The organism is Lederbergia citri (assembly GCF_018343625.1).
Lineage (GTDB): Bacteria > Bacillota > Bacilli > Bacillales > Bacillaceae_C > Lederbergia > Lederbergia citri.
This window is the reverse complement of sequence record NZ_JAGYPG010000001.1, coordinates 1,027,173-1,041,636: the sequence shown is the minus strand read 5'-3', so window position 1 is coordinate 1,041,636 and position 14,464 is coordinate 1,027,173. Positions and strand designations below refer to the sequence as shown.

General features: G+C 35.9%; 13 protein-coding genes. 10 read left to right on the top strand and 3 right to left on the bottom strand.

Annotated elements, in window-relative coordinates; genetic code table 11:
• Window positions 1-38 precede the first annotated feature (38 nt).
• From asnS to nth, 3 genes are all read left to right on the top strand, one after another.
• Window positions 39-1,331, top strand: coding sequence for an asparagine--tRNA ligase (gene asnS, locus KHA97_RS05235; protein WP_213123651.1), 1,293 nt, complete (start codon window positions 39-41; stop codon window positions 1,329-1,331).
• A gap of 231 nt (window positions 1,332-1,562) precedes the next feature.
• Window positions 1,563-2,258 (top strand): DnaD domain-containing protein, encoded by a 696-nt coding sequence (locus tag KHA97_RS05230; protein ID WP_213123650.1) that lies wholly within the window; start codon window positions 1,563-1,565, stop codon window positions 2,256-2,258.
• Between the two features lie 24 nt (window positions 2,259-2,282).
• The gene (gene nth, locus KHA97_RS05225) at window positions 2,283-2,924 is read left to right on the top strand and encodes an endonuclease III (protein ID WP_213123649.1); all 642 of its coding nucleotides are present in this window, start codon (window positions 2,283-2,285) and stop codon (window positions 2,922-2,924) included.
• Between the two features lie 179 nt (window positions 2,925-3,103).
• On the opposite strand, the gene KHA97_RS05220 is transcribed toward nth, so the two are convergent.
• Both KHA97_RS05220 and recU read right to left on the bottom strand, forming a co-directional pair.
• Entirely contained in the window at window positions 3,104-5,743 is a 2,640-nt protein-coding gene (locus KHA97_RS05220) for a penicillin-binding protein 1A (RefSeq protein WP_213123648.1), read from the bottom strand.
• 32 nt (window positions 5,744-5,775) lie between these two features.
• Window positions 5,776-6,384 (bottom strand): Holliday junction resolvase RecU, encoded by a 609-nt coding sequence (recU, locus tag KHA97_RS05215; protein ID WP_213123647.1) that lies wholly within the window; start codon window positions 6,382-6,384, stop codon window positions 5,776-5,778.
• Window positions 6,385-6,901: 517 nt separating this feature from the next.
• On the opposite strand from recU, the gene KHA97_RS05210 reads away from it, so the two are divergent.
• From KHA97_RS05210 to KHA97_RS05200, 3 genes are all read left to right on the top strand, one after another.
• Complete coding sequence (locus tag KHA97_RS05210; protein ID WP_213123646.1) at window positions 6,902-7,114, top strand: hypothetical protein; 213 nt, start codon at window positions 6,902-6,904, stop codon at window positions 7,112-7,114.
• A gap of 296 nt (window positions 7,115-7,410) precedes the next feature.
• Entirely contained in the window at window positions 7,411-7,773 is a 363-nt protein-coding gene (locus KHA97_RS05205; RefSeq protein ID WP_213123645.1) for a YppE family protein, read from the top strand.
• Between the two features lie 66 nt (window positions 7,774-7,839).
• A complete protein-coding gene (locus KHA97_RS05200; RefSeq protein WP_213123644.1) occupies window positions 7,840-8,337 on the top strand; it encodes a YppG family protein in 498 nt (165 codons plus the stop codon).
• Window positions 8,338-8,554: 217 nt separating this feature from the next.
• On the opposite strand, the gene KHA97_RS05195 is transcribed toward KHA97_RS05200, so the two are convergent.
• The gene (locus KHA97_RS05195) at window positions 8,555-9,025 is read right to left on the bottom strand and encodes an Hsp20/alpha crystallin family protein (protein WP_213123643.1); all 471 of its coding nucleotides are present in this window, start codon (window positions 9,023-9,025) and stop codon (window positions 8,555-8,557) included.
• A gap of 135 nt (window positions 9,026-9,160) precedes the next feature.
• Here KHA97_RS05195 and KHA97_RS05190 point away from each other — a divergent pair, with 135 nt between their 5' ends.
• The 4 genes from KHA97_RS05190 to KHA97_RS05175 all read left to right on the top strand — a co-directional run bounded on the left by KHA97_RS05190 (window position 9,161) and on the right by KHA97_RS05175 (window position 14,434).
• Window positions 9,161-11,437, top strand: coding sequence for a DEAD/DEAH box helicase (locus tag KHA97_RS05190; protein ID WP_325167410.1), 2,277 nt, complete (start codon window positions 9,161-9,163; stop codon window positions 11,435-11,437).
• 59 nt (window positions 11,438-11,496) lie between these two features.
• On the top strand, window positions 11,497-12,672 hold the full coding sequence (locus KHA97_RS05185; protein ID WP_233713306.1) for a ribonuclease H-like domain-containing protein: 1,176 nt from the start codon (window positions 11,497-11,499) through the stop codon (window positions 12,670-12,672).
• Window positions 12,673-12,967: 295 nt separating this feature from the next.
• On the top strand, window positions 12,968-13,297 hold the full coding sequence (locus tag KHA97_RS05180; RefSeq protein ID WP_213123640.1) for a CotD family spore coat protein: 330 nt from the start codon (window positions 12,968-12,970) through the stop codon (window positions 13,295-13,297).
• 216 nt (window positions 13,298-13,513) lie between these two features.
• Complete coding sequence (locus KHA97_RS05175; RefSeq protein ID WP_213123639.1) at window positions 13,514-14,434, top strand: nuclease-related domain-containing protein; 921 nt, start codon at window positions 13,514-13,516, stop codon at window positions 14,432-14,434.
• Window positions 14,435-14,464 lie beyond the last annotated feature (30 nt).

Here is a 14,464-nt window from a genome sequence, read left to right as displayed (position 1 = left end):
CAGCATAAGACATAATTAGTTTCGAAAGGAATGTTATTGTGAAAACAACAATTACAGAAGTTCATAAATATGTAGGTCAAGAAGTAACAATTGGTGCTTGGTTAGCCAATAAACGATCAAGCGGTAAAATAGCTTTTTTACAATTGAGAGACGGAACGGGCTTTATTCAAGGCGTTGTCGTTAAAAATGATGTAAGTGAAGACATATTCCAAAAAGCAAAATCATTATCTCAAGAATCTTCCCTTTACGTGACAGGCACAATTCAAGAAGACAGTCGTTCACCATTTGGCTATGAACTTTTAGTTACAAATATAGAAGTGCTACATGAAGCGGTTGATTATCCAATTACACCTAAAAATCATGGTACTGAATTTCTAATGGATCATCGTCATTTATGGCTAAGATCTCGTAAGCAGCATGCCGTAATGAAAATTAGAAATGAAATTATTCGAGCCACTTATGAATTCTTTAATCAAAATGGATTCGTTAAGGTCGATCCGCCTATTTTAACTGGGAGTGCACCTGAAGGAACGACTGAATTATTTAAAACGAAATATTTTGATGAAGATGCGTTTTTATCGCAAAGTGGACAGTTATACATGGAAGCTGCAGCAATGGCGTTAGGAAAAGTTTTCTCATTTGGTCCAACATTTAGAGCGGAAAAATCAAAGACCCGCAGACATTTAATTGAATTCTGGATGATTGAACCTGAAATGGCCTTTTATGAATTTGAAGACAGTTTAAAAGTTCAAGAAGAATATGTTGCTTATATCGTTCAATCCGTTTTCAAGAACTGTTCCTTAGAACTAGATCGTTTAGAAAGAGATAAGTCGAAATTAGAAAATATTGCTACACCATTTCCAAGAATTACATATGATGATGCTATCAAGTTTTTACACGAAAAAGGGTTTGATGATATAAAGTGGGGAGATGATTTTGGCGCACCTCACGAAACAGCTATCGCTGATCATTTCGATAAACCGGTGTTCATTACACACTACCCAACAAGCATTAAACCTTTTTATATGCAGCCAGCTCCTGATCGTGATGATGTTGTGTTATGTGCTGATATGATTGCACCTGAAGGATATGGTGAAATCATTGGTGGGTCTGAACGTATACATGATTATGAATTATTGAAACAAAGAATAGAGGAGCACAATTTGCCTCTAGCTGCGTATCAATGGTACTTAGATCTTTCAAAATACGGTTCCGTACCTCATTCAGGATTTGGGCTTGGCCTAGAAAGAACAGTTGCATGGATCTCGGGGGTAGAACATGTTAGAGAGACTATCCCTTTCCCACGTTTACTAAATCGCTTATATCCGTAACTAAGGAAACTGTCCTATTACCTATCCATTTTTTTGTGATGGATAGGTAATTTTAAGGACAGCTTTTATTTTTTTGATTTGTTGGTAGGAGAGGATTGAGACTCCTTTGAGAGAGTAGGGAATTAGAACAGCGAAGTGCTAGAGTAAAAATTTACAACAAGTTAAAGGGAGAAATAATATAAATTTAAAACTCTACACATGGTATAATCGAGGTAAGAGAGGTGCGTAAGCATGGATAAAGAATTAATGGTATCTTGGATTGAATCGGGAATGATTCAAATTCCTTATTTATTGATGAGTAAATATCGCGAAATCGGCCTTGATGAGAAAGAATTGGTCGTATTATTACATATTATATCTTTTGTAGAAAAAGGTAATGAATTCCCTACACCTGAACAAATAGCTGAACGAATGACAATTACAAGTAGTGAGTGTACTTCAATCTTAAGAAGGCTTGTACAACTCGAAATGATAAAAATAGAAAAAGGATATTCTGATGATGAAGTAAGATATGAAAGATATACTTTATCATCTCTATGGTTAAAACTTGCAGAGATATTAATAACAGAAAAAAAGCAACTAGACCTTGAAACTATCTTTCAAGAAGAGAAGGATATATACTCCGCGTTTGAGCAAGAATTTGGCAGACCACTTTCTCCTCTCGAATGCGAATCACTAGCGATGTGGATTGATCAAGATGGACAAGATCCCGTCATTATAAAAGCAGCATTGCGTGAGGCTGTTATGTCTGGCACTATTAATTTCAGATACATTGATCGTATCTTATTTGAATGGAAAAAGAATGGAGTTACAACTGTTGAACAGGCAAAAGTGCATAGTTTAAAATATCGCCAAAAGTCAAGACCATCAAGTACTCCAAATAAAAGTTCGAACACTGTACCTTTTTATAACTGGCTAGAGCAATAGTCGCAATCAAGTAGGTGATAATAAATGCTAAATAAACAACAAATCCGTTTTTGTCTAGATGAAATGGGGAAAATGTTTCCGGATGCCCATTGTGAATTAATCCATTCAAACCCATTTGAATTAGTTATAGCTGTTGCACTTTCGGCACAATGCACCGACGCATTGGTGAACCGAGTGACCAAAAATCTTTTTAAAAAATATAAAACCCCTGAAGATTACTTAGCGGTACCTTTAGATGAACTAGAATCAGATATCAGATCTATTGGCTTATTTCGGAATAAAGCCAAAAACATTCAAAAACTGTGTAAAATGCTGATAGAAGAGTACGATGGGGAAGTGCCTACCGAGTATGAGGAATTAATTAAGCTACCGGGAGTTGGAAGAAAAACCGCAAACGTTGTAATGTCAGTAGCTTTTGGGATTCCCGCAATCGCTGTTGATACCCATGTTGAAAGAGTGAGCAAACGATTGGCATTTTGCCGTTGGAAAGATAGTGTTTTAGAAGTGGAAAAAACACTTATGAAAAAAGTTCCTAAAGAAGAGTGGTCAGTGACCCATCATCGAATGATTTTCTTTGGAAGATACCATTGTAAGGCACAAAACCCTCAATGTACTACTTGCCCATTATTGGTAGTTTGCAGGGAAGGGAAAAAAAGAGTAAAGTGACAAAAAGCGCAAGCGCCTGTTCAGCGACGTACAGGCCAACAGGTGTGGGTCCGTTGACATTCCTCTTTAGATAAAGAAACCAAGGTTACAATCCATTCTATAATTTCCTGATTCAACTAAAAGAGAACCAGCTGCCATCATCTTCATTTGATGAAAGCAGCTGGTTCTTTAATTATTATCTAGTTTCCACCATTATCGCCACCAACGGGATCGGTTGGTTCAACAGGATTCTCATCTCCCGGCGGCTCCGGGTTATCATCCCCAGGATTCTTATTTCCTCCGGATCCATTATCACCTTGCCCAGGTTTTTTGCCATTATTTCCTTTATTACCATTATTCCCTTGGTTTCCATTGTTGTCTTTGTTTTTATCTTTATCTTTATCTTTATCTTTATCTTTGTCCTTGCCTGGATCATCTTGATTGTCATCAGGAGGGACAGTCTCTTCCTCTTTTTTCGGAATAGTTACACTAGCTGTGCCAGGTGTGCTTTTTTGCTTATCATTTACAGCAGTAACTTCAATGGAATAAGTGATGCCAGGTTCGGCATTTTTAATTGTATAGCTTTTCTCATTTATTTTACCTAAAGACTGTTTTTTGCCATTAGATGATTTAATTGTTACATCAAACAGGAGTTTCTTACCATTAGTATCCGGATGTTCCCAAGAGAACGCAACTTCGTTTTCAGTTTCATGATATTCTCCACTTACAGAAGGGGCATCAAGTTTATCAAAAACAGTAGAAACTTCTTTCGGCTCTGTACCTGCAACAAACAATTCATAAATGATATTACCGTTTGGTGTATATTTACTTGGCTTTTTAGCTGGATTTGACCCTTTTTCAACTGGAGCTTTCACAACACTTTTTGGCATTGCGAAGTCTGGAGTTTCAATTCCAGATGAAACATGGGTCATCAAATTTTTATAAAGCTCTTTTGCGATCTGCTGATCGTTCGTACCGGCCCGAAGTGGGATGCTTCGCTTTTCATACCCTGTCCAAACAGCGATTGTATAATTGGTCGTATAACCAGCAAACCAAGCATCTGGAACATCGTTTTTATTAACTCCATATTTTTGAATATCATCACTAGTATAGTTTGTTGTTCCTGTTTTAGCTGCTGCAGGAAGTCCTGGGATGATTGCACCCCTTCCTGTTGCACCTTGTTTATTGGAAACAACATCTTTTAGCATGTCAGTTACCATATAAGCAGTAGAGTCCTTCATTGCTAGTTTAGGTTTAATTTTATTCGTAATCTCTGTTTCTTCATCACGCAACACTATTTTCTTTACAGTATGGGGTTTATTATACATACCATTATTACCGAAAGTTGCATAGGCACCCGCTAAATTTAACGGAGAAACATTGTATACAGCACCAATTGATGCTGATTCATAAAATTCCTTTCCAAAATCGAACCCAAGGTTTGCGGCAAATTCTCTAGACTTATCAGTTCCAACTTCTTGAAATGCTTTAAGTGCTGGGATATTTCTAGAACGATATAATGCTTCTCGTATGGACATGCGACCAAGATGACCTTGGTCAAAGTTATTTATTGACTCTCCGGTTGAATATTTATATGGTTCATCCACAACTTGTTCATATGTTGACCAGTTTAAATATTCAATGGCAGGACCATAATCCAAAATTGGTTTAATCGTGGAACCTGGTTGGCGGTCATTCAACTGTGTAGCAAAATTTAGACCGCGTTTAATGTCTTTATATCGGTTACCGCCGATAGCACGGATTTCTCCAGTTTTTGTATCTAACATTACGAGTCCTGCTTGCATTTTTTCATCTGGAAACTGAACGATATCATCGGTAAAAAACATTTTCTCCGTATATTCTTGAGCATCAGGATCAAGTGTAGTGTATATCTTCAAACCATCTGCATATACGTTATAATCGCCCATTCCTTCAACTTCTCGTATGACTTGATCGACAAAAGCATCATGTTTATAAGGGTTCGCTTTATTTTCATCCTCTGGAACTAATGTTTTTGTAAGTGGTATTTTTTTCGCTTTTTCCATTTCTTCTTGAGTGATTTTTCCATGCTGATACATAAGAGAAAGTACAATATTTTTTCTTTTTTCAGCTCGATCAGGATTTTTGTATGGGTCGTATCCATTAGGTAATTGCGGCAACCCAGCTAAAAAAGCTCTTTCTTGAAGCTCTAATTGATCAAGCTCTTTATTGAAATAGAACTTTGAAGCAGTTTCGATGCCATGGATTCCATTGCCATAATAAATTTTATTAACATACATTTCAAAAATTTGCTGCTTCGTATAGTTTTGTTCAAGTTTATAAGATAGCCAAGCTTCTTGTGCTTTTCTTTTTAATTTTTTCTCATCAGATAGATACGTCTTTTTTACGATTTGCTGAGTAAGAGTCGAGCCGCCTTCAGCTCCAAATCCACGGGTAATATTAGCAAGAACCGCTCCACCCAGTCTGCGGAAATCCATCGCACCGTGTTGGTAAAACCGTACATCTTCTGCAGCTAAAACAGCATCTTCCACTTTCTTTGGAATGTGATCATAATCTACATAATCTCTTTTTTCCGTTCCAAGAACCGCAAATACATCACCGTTTTTATCATAGACCTCAGATGCAACAGGGTCGATAAGGAGTACCTTATCAAGCGGTGGGGCATCCTTTGCGTAAATTGCAAAAGTTGTTGCTCCAGCGATTAGAACAGCAACGCCAATGAGAAAGCATGTTAGAAAGATTGTTTTAATTACTTTTTTAGGTTTCTTTTTCGTTTTTTGTTTTTTAACAGGAGCTTGCTGTCTTCGTCGCTCCATACGTGTTTTATAATTTTCTGCCATCAGCAGTATCCTCACTTTCTAGATAGAGATGATTATAGAAGTAATAAATGCTGAATTACTTTTAAATAATCAATTCTCGGATGCAACCCGTATTCAATACGATGGCCACAGCTAATAATTTCATCTTTCGTAATTGATTTTCTTCCACCCGTTTCCATTCGTTCCCAAAAAGAAAATAAGTCCTTGCTTTCTACTAAAAATACTTCATCTGTTTTAACGAAACGCAAGATTACGAAAGCAATTCCTTTATGACTTACCACATTTTCCATATGTTTAATCTGATGCTCATGAAAATTTCGTAATGGAAACGAAGTAGCACTTTGGGTTTCCTTTGCTTCAAAATCTATATATTTACCTTGACACACACCATTATAATCAGTCGTTGAAGCTTGGCGAAAATACGCCTCTTTAATTACTGCCGTACTTCGAGATTGATAGTCTACTTGAACGATTTGGATCGGAGTTGGCTTTTTATGAATGACAGCAATTCCATTCGATAAATAATATAAATTTGTTTCATTTAAATCATCTTCGAGTGTCATCCCTCTTTTGCCGTAAGAAATAATCTTCTCCTTCTCGTTCCTTTTTGTCGAAGTGGGCTGCGACATATATTTCCTTCCATTAGGGTAATGAAATTCCATTTACCTACACCTCACTCGCTAAATTATAACACAGTAGAAAAATATAACTGTGGTACGAATAAAAAATGATTTAAGAGCCATGCTTATGATGGAAGGATAATAATTTTTCACTATAACATTATTTGACGAACTAAGGTATCAATTTGTTTCACTTTATTTAAAAATACCTTTGTTAGCAAACTCCAAAGTGGAAAAAGATGCCCCATGGCGCAATACCGCAAGAGGAATAAAATTTATCAAATGATAAAATACCAATGGATAGGAGAATATTAATATGGAAAACAAAAAAGGTCAAAGAAAAGATGATAAGAGATATAATCCTAAAAAAGCGGGTGAAGGGAACCCGAAATTATCCGGACCTAATCGGCCATCTACTTAATAAAATGTCGAATTATATGCAAAAAAACCTGCATATACACTTTGTTTAGCGAATCTCTTCTAGTTTTGTCAGCATAGCAGGAAGTTAAATTCCAACATCGAATATCATAGAAAAAGGATGTGAATGGAGGCTGACAAAATGACTAAAAAAGAAATAATTGAAAGACTTGAGTCAATAAGCTCTCAAATAGATCATCTAGAAAAAATGGTGGAAGAGAAATCGGCACAAAAAAAGCAAACATTGTATAAGAAGATGGATTTTAACGAGAAACAGTTAGAACGAAATATAAGGAAATTAGAGCTTTCTTATGATGAAAACAATGAAAGAAAAACTTTCAGCAAAGCGATTTAATGATTTTAAGGAAATAGTAAACTTGAAAAATTAATGAAAAGACAGTAAAATTAAGGAAATTTTAGAAAGCAGCTATCAAGCTGCTTTTTCGTTATTTTTAAAAAAAAGTTTGAATTTTTGAGATTAGGTAAGTGCTATCTAGATCCACTGTCTTTCGCTTTTCGTAGCGTAGCTCATCGTGTTTCCTATATCACAGTCGAAAGGCGAAATAGGAACGTCGAATAAAACCGCTACTTCCTAAGGCGACTCCGATGGACAAAGTGCTTGCACTTTTCTAATATGTAAGGAGCAAAAAAATGCAAATCAATGAATTGCGAATTTTAACTGAAAAACTTCTTAAGTTCAACGAAGAAGCTAATAAAAATTTTATTCACTGCAAAGAAACAGGTGAAAAGGGTGACTTTTATAAGGAAGTCAAACCATTTGCAGATAAAGTTAAAGATAACTGTGAACAATGGGAACCTGCGGCACTAGAGTGGGTAATGAGTAATAAACCCAAAAATCTCCATCCTATACAAGTGCGAAATACAGCGGAAAATTTACAAATGGTTTCAGTACGGGCCTTTTTTCCAGACACAAGTTTAAAAAAGTTTAATAGTCACGTACAATCGATTGATTATATATTAAGGCGTATGTTAGAAAGTATGGAATCATGTTAGAATGACACATTTTACATTCAATGGGCATATGGTATAGTACCTAAATTTAATCAGGGGGCTTGCTTTATGCTGCATCAATATCGAAATGTTCATATGCCACCAGGAATGCCGATGCCACCACCATTTCAACATCCAAATTCTCAGTTTTCGCATCCTTATGGCATGTTTCCATCCCAATATCCCCATATGCAGGGGATACCTTCACATGTACAGATGCCTTATATGAACGGGATGCAGTACCCATATACCGGCATGGATCAAGGACAATACCATCAAGGAAGCGATAATCAAGCGAGTCATTTATTTCAAAATCCTTTACAGCCTAAAGACGGATATTTTTATGAAAAATATTCTCAGCAACAAAGTTTTCCTAATGCTTATCCAAAACCGTCGCAAATACCTAAACCACCTAACGGGGGTTTTAATACAGTTTTAAATTCTTTTAAAACACAGACAGGGTCTTTAGATATTAATAAAATGGTAAACACCGCCGGCCAAGTAGTAAATGCTATTAACCAAGTATCAAATATGGCCAAAGGTCTAGGTGGTATATTTAAGGTATAATGTAAAATAAATGAAAGGAATCGTAAAATAAGCGATTCCTTTTTTAAAATATGATGCATCCCTTTTTTATATTTTTGCATTTTTAGCTAAGAGCATGAGTGTCTAGCTTAAGTAACATTATCTTAGTCGAAGGCCGAAATAGGTTCGTCGACGGACTCACATCTTTTGGGCCAGTAAGTCGAAGAGCAAGTTGCATTAGCGTTTCTTATTTATTGCTTTATTCGATACTAATTTTCTTACCTTTTCTCTTTGGAACAGTTACGGTCAACACCCCATCTTCGTAATTTGCTACTACTTTTCCTTGATCAATTGGTTTTGAAAACGGAATGGTACGTGATGATTGCTTCCAAGATTCCCTTTTTTGTATTACCGTATTCGCTTTATCTTCCTTCGTAACAGACTCCCTGTGATTAACAGTAATAGTAATATATTGTGGGAGGATTTCAATATTGATTTGTTCTTTTTTTGTGCCGGGGAGCTGTGCTTGGACAATATATTCCCTTTCGTTTTCCTTTAATTCAGCCACAAATCCACCAAAGGGTTTTGAGTGGATAAAAAAGTCATCCATACTTTGTAAAAAATTCTTATCTGGACGGTCCGAAAATAGCCGATTCATATTATTCATTAATTGGGCGAAAGGCTCAAATAAAGGGTGTTCATCCTTTTTAGGCGGCAGATTTTCAGTCATTGTAAAGCACCTCCTTCTCAATTTACCTTATTGTATGAAGATGCAAATCAAAGAGTTCATTTCTACATTATTAATCTGGGAAACTACTATGAAAACGAACGCTTATTCGATAAAATAGTAGGAGAGGTGATAAGCTTGATGTTAAGGAAGAAATTTCAAGATATTTTAATGGAGTTAAAAACGAACCCTGCTTTTAAGAACAATGTAGTTTACTGGCATACATTAGAAGAGGAACCAGCTAAAACAACTCCATTTCCTAACGATTTACATCCTGATTTAGTGAAATCTTTACATAAAAAAGGCATAAACGAATTGTATACCCATCAAGACGAGGCATACAAAATGGCAATGAGTCATCAGAGCTTGACCGCTGTTACACCGACCGCATCTGGAAAAACATTATGCTATAACTTGCCGGTACTTCAAACTATCTTACATGATCATTCCGCACGGGCATTATATATTTTTCCTACAAAAGCACTTGCACAAGATCAAAAAAGTGAAATAAATGAAGTCATTGATTCAGCTGGATTACCAATCAATAGTTATACGTATGATGGAGATACCCCTGCAAATATTCGCCAAAAGGTAAGAAAAGCAGGGAATATTGTTATTACAAATCCAGATATGCTTCATTCTGCTATCCTGCCGCATCATACAAAATGGGTTTCGTTATTCGAAAATTTAAAGTTTGTGATTTTGGACGAGCTCCATATTTACCGCGGAGTGTTCGGAAGCCACGTAGCGAATGTTATTCGCAGATTAAAAAGAATATGCCAATTTTATGGCTCGAATCCAGTTTTTATTTGTACTTCAGCTACAATTGCAAATCCACAGGAACTTGGAGAAAAGCTTACGGATGAACGAATGGTTTTGATCGATAATAACGGTGCTCCTAGAGGCAGGAAACATTTTATATTTTATAATCCTCCTATCGTCAATCAACAATTAAACATTCGTAGAAGTGCTACGTTGGAAGTACGTAAACTTGCCCGTGAGTTTTTAAAAAATAAAATCCAAACAATCATTTTTGCTAGAAGTCGCGTAAGAGTTGAAATTATTTTAACTTATTTACAAAACTTGGTTAATAATCAACTTGGACCTAAATCTATTAGAGGGTACAGAGGAGGTTATCTGCCAACACAACGAAGAGAAATTGAAAAAGGCTTGAGAAATGGAGAAATTTATGGTGTTGTCAGTACTAATGCACTGGAGCTTGGTGTTGATATAGGTCAGCTTCAAGTATGTATTATGACCGGATATCCAGGGACGATAGCTAGCGCATGGCAACAAGCAGGTAGAGCTGGAAGGAGACAAGCGGAATCCTTAGTTGTCATGGTTGCTAGTTCATCGCCACTTGATCAATTTATCATTGGTAATCCTAATTTTTTCTTTCATCAAAATCCTGAAACTGCACGTATAAACCCTGAAAATCTTATTATTCTCGTAGATCATCTTAAATGTGCTGCCTATGAATTGCCTTTTAAAGAAGGGGAGAATTTTGGGGATTTGGAAATAGAAGAAATATTGGATTTCTTAACAGAGGAAAAAGTGCTTCATAAAAATGGGGACAAATGGTATTGGATGAACGATTCTTTTCCAGCCCATAATATTAGTCTGCGTTCTGCTTCGCAAGAAAATGTCGTTATTATTGACCAAACAAATCGCGCAAACGTAAAAGTAATTGGGGAAATGGATACTTTTAGTGCGATGACCCTGTTACATGATGAAGCCATTTATTTGCATCAAGGTATTCAATATCAAGTCGAATATCTTGATTGGGAAGAAAAAAAGGCTTACGTAGCCGAAGTTGAGGTTGATTATTTTACCGATGCAAATCTAGCTGTACAATTGAAGGTATTGGAAGAGGATAAAAGAAAAGAGACCTTAGACGCGGAGATTGCCTTTGGAGATGTAACCGTGAATGCCATGGCAACTATTTTTAAAAAGATCAAGTTTGAAACTCATGAAAATATAGGCTCTGGTCCTATACACCTACCTGAAATGGAATTACACACAAGTGCAGCTTGGATCTCTCTTAATAAAGAATTAAAGGAAATTGGAATGGAGGATCTCGAATATGGCTTAGTAGGCTGCGCCCATGCTTTAAAAGCCATTATTCCATTATTTGCGATGTGTGATCCAGCGGATATTCATACGGTACCGCAAGTGAAGGCATCCGTAAACTCTAAGCCAACCATTTTTATTTATGATCAATATCCTGGAGGCGTTGGCATTAGTGATAAAGTATATGAAATGATGCCGATAATTTTGGAAGAAGCAAAAAATCTTGTTGCTCATTGTCCATGTGACGACGGATGTCCTTCATGTATTGGCACGGATATTTCTACAATTCGTACAAAAGACATTACGATTAAATTGCTAGAAATCATGTTAAGCGCATCACGGTAGAAATGAGGAGATGATCGCAAATGTCTCTAAAAAATAAACTAAATCGCTTTAAAGCCCATATGGGATTAGATGAAAAAAATGAAATAGAAACAAAAATATCAAATGATATTGTCTTACCGTATTTGAACGAATGGGAAAAGGCTGGCTCTTCGCCATATTTTTATGAAAACCAGTTTTGTTATATTAAAGAGATTCGATTCCCATTAGATTATCAACATGGTAAATATAAATTAAAGGATTTTCTTACAGCTTGTTCTACGTGGGATGATTTTTCAGGGGATCATCCATTATCAGCAAAAGGGTTGTCGCCTTCCGATTTATTTTTCTTTGATACTGAAACAACTGGTTTATATGGGGGTGCAGGTAACTCAATCTTTTTACTAGGTTATGCGCGCTTTCAAGGTAATGATTTTGTTTTGCGGCAGCACTTTTTACCTGAACCTGGATTTGAAGTCGCTTTATATAAAAGTTTTTTAGAAAATGTAGACTATACAACACTTGTGACTTATAACGGGAAAGCTTTTGATTGGCCGCAAGTGAAAACCCAGCATACGCTCGTTCGCGATCATGTTCCTAAACTACCTTCATTTGGTCATTTTGATTTATACCATGCTTCTAGAAGACTTTGGAAGAATCAATTAGAATCTGTCAAACTTGTTAAAGTAGAGGAAGAGATTTTAGACATTAAACGTACCGATGATATTCCTGGCTTCCTAGCACCAATGATATATTTTGATTATGTTGAAAGAAAAAATCCCGAAGGTATATTAAAAGTTCTTGAGCATAATGAAATTGATATATTGTCAATGATCACTTTATATACTCACTTAACTTTTCAGATATTTGGAGTTGATTCCAGTCAAACAGCGGCAGAAAAAACCTTGATTGCCAAATGGTATCAATACATAGGAGAGAGCGATCTAGCGGCTTCTACATTTGATATTGCTGCTCTGGAAGGAGATATTTCCGCTAAACATCAACTTGCTTTTTATTTAAAAAAAGAAAAAAAGTATGACGATGCAAAAACGTTATGGATAGAAGTGATTGAGTATGGTGATGAATCCGACAAAAAAGAAGCTTATATAGAATTGGCCAAATTGATGGAGCACCAATACAAGGATTATGTACAAGCCATAGAATATACAAAAGCAGCTCTAGCTTTACATTCATCGCTTGAAGATCATTTTTTTAGAAATGCTAATAAAAGATTGAAAAGACTTTTAAGCAAGAAATAATTCAGTTTGCGGTGATTTTTTTTATTTCTAATTAGGGGAGAAGAACCTTAAGCAGGAAATAAATTGAGAAATAATTCAGTCATCATTTCCCGGGCAAGCGCAGTATTCGACCCATTTCTGGAATTTTCATATGTCTTTACATTTTTCGCAAAAATAAAGTCGGAACTTGAATACATTTTTTCAACGAACATAGGAGGACTTTTGCAAAATATAGGTATTATGATTAGTACATGTGTCAGTACTTTCTCATAGGCTGTAAGTGTAAAGCGATATAAAAAAGAAAGGAGCATTTTGCATGTTTAATCCTTGCAATACGACGGTCTGTCCACCAATTGTTCATCCGACTCAATGCTGTGTCAACCATACTGTATCGAATGTAATAGTTCCAGAAATCCATCCATCCCATACTACAACAGTCAACCATGAAAACATTATACATGAGCATTATTTCCCACACACAACATCAGTAGTAAACGAAGTTTCAACCCAGAATGTGATTATGCCAGGACCAGGACCTGGATTTGGCGGTGTCCCTGGCCCAGGATTTGGCCCAGGATTTGGCGGTGTACCGGGACCAGGATTTGGGCCAGGAGCTGGATTTGGACCAGGACCAGGTTTCTATTAAAAAGTACTTTTAGACGAGGATTGGCAAGTGCATCCTCGTTTTTTTATGGTTTTGTAAGATTTCATCAAAAGTGTTAGGCTGTCTTCGACTAACAGGCGAAAGTAACCTTCAAATGACAATGATCAGTGGATACAGTTTCTACTAAATATTAGGAGTCTTGTAAAAAGAAGATACATTTCATACAATTAAGATAATTACAAAATAAGGAGATGGAAAATGAAAATTAAACAGAGACTAGAAAACAAAGAGTTGATGGTGTATAGGCTTTTGAATAGTAGAAATAAGCTATTGAATGAGGATTCCACAAAACTAGCAAGACTTGAAAAAGGCTTTAAAGGCGAGCTAATCTTTGATGAAAGAATAGATCGGCTCTCAAAAAGTTGGCTCATTCTCAATGATATACAGTTAGAAAGTAATGAAACAGATTTTCAAATTGATTCCATAATTGTTGCTCAAAAATTATTATTGTTGTTTGAGATTAAAAATCACGAAGGAGATTATTACATTGAAGATGATCAATGGTATTACATGAATGGAACTCCATTACAAAATCCAATGTCTCAGCTAGAAAGAAAAGAATTACTTCTTCAGAGGCTGCTTCGTGAACTCGGTTCTAATATCCCCATAGAATCATATCTTGTGTACGTCAATCCGAACTTCCACTTGTATAACGCCCCGCGAAATCCATCTATTATTTTTCCAACCCAACTAAATCGCTTTTTTGACGAGCTAAATAAAATACCGACAAATATTAGTGAACCTCATAAGAAATTAGCATATAAACTAGTGTCAATGCATAAGAGTGAATCCCGTTCGAATATACCGAAATATAGCTATGAGGAAGTAAGGAAAGGGATTATGTGCTCTATTTGTTGCTCCTTTCGTTTGGAAATCAAAAAATCAATTTTCATCTGTAAAAACTGTGAAGGGACAGAAAATAAAACTACAGCAATATTAAGGAGTGTGGATGAATATCACTTATTATTTCCAGAAAGAAAAATCACAACAATAAATATATATGAATGGTGTAAAGGAATTGTTTCTAAGAAATTGATTCAAAGAATCTTATCAAAAAACTTTATTGCTAAAGGAAATGCGAAATCCACCTATTATGACAAAAAAGAAAAATTATATTAATATAAAATTTATGATTTAATGAACGGACAA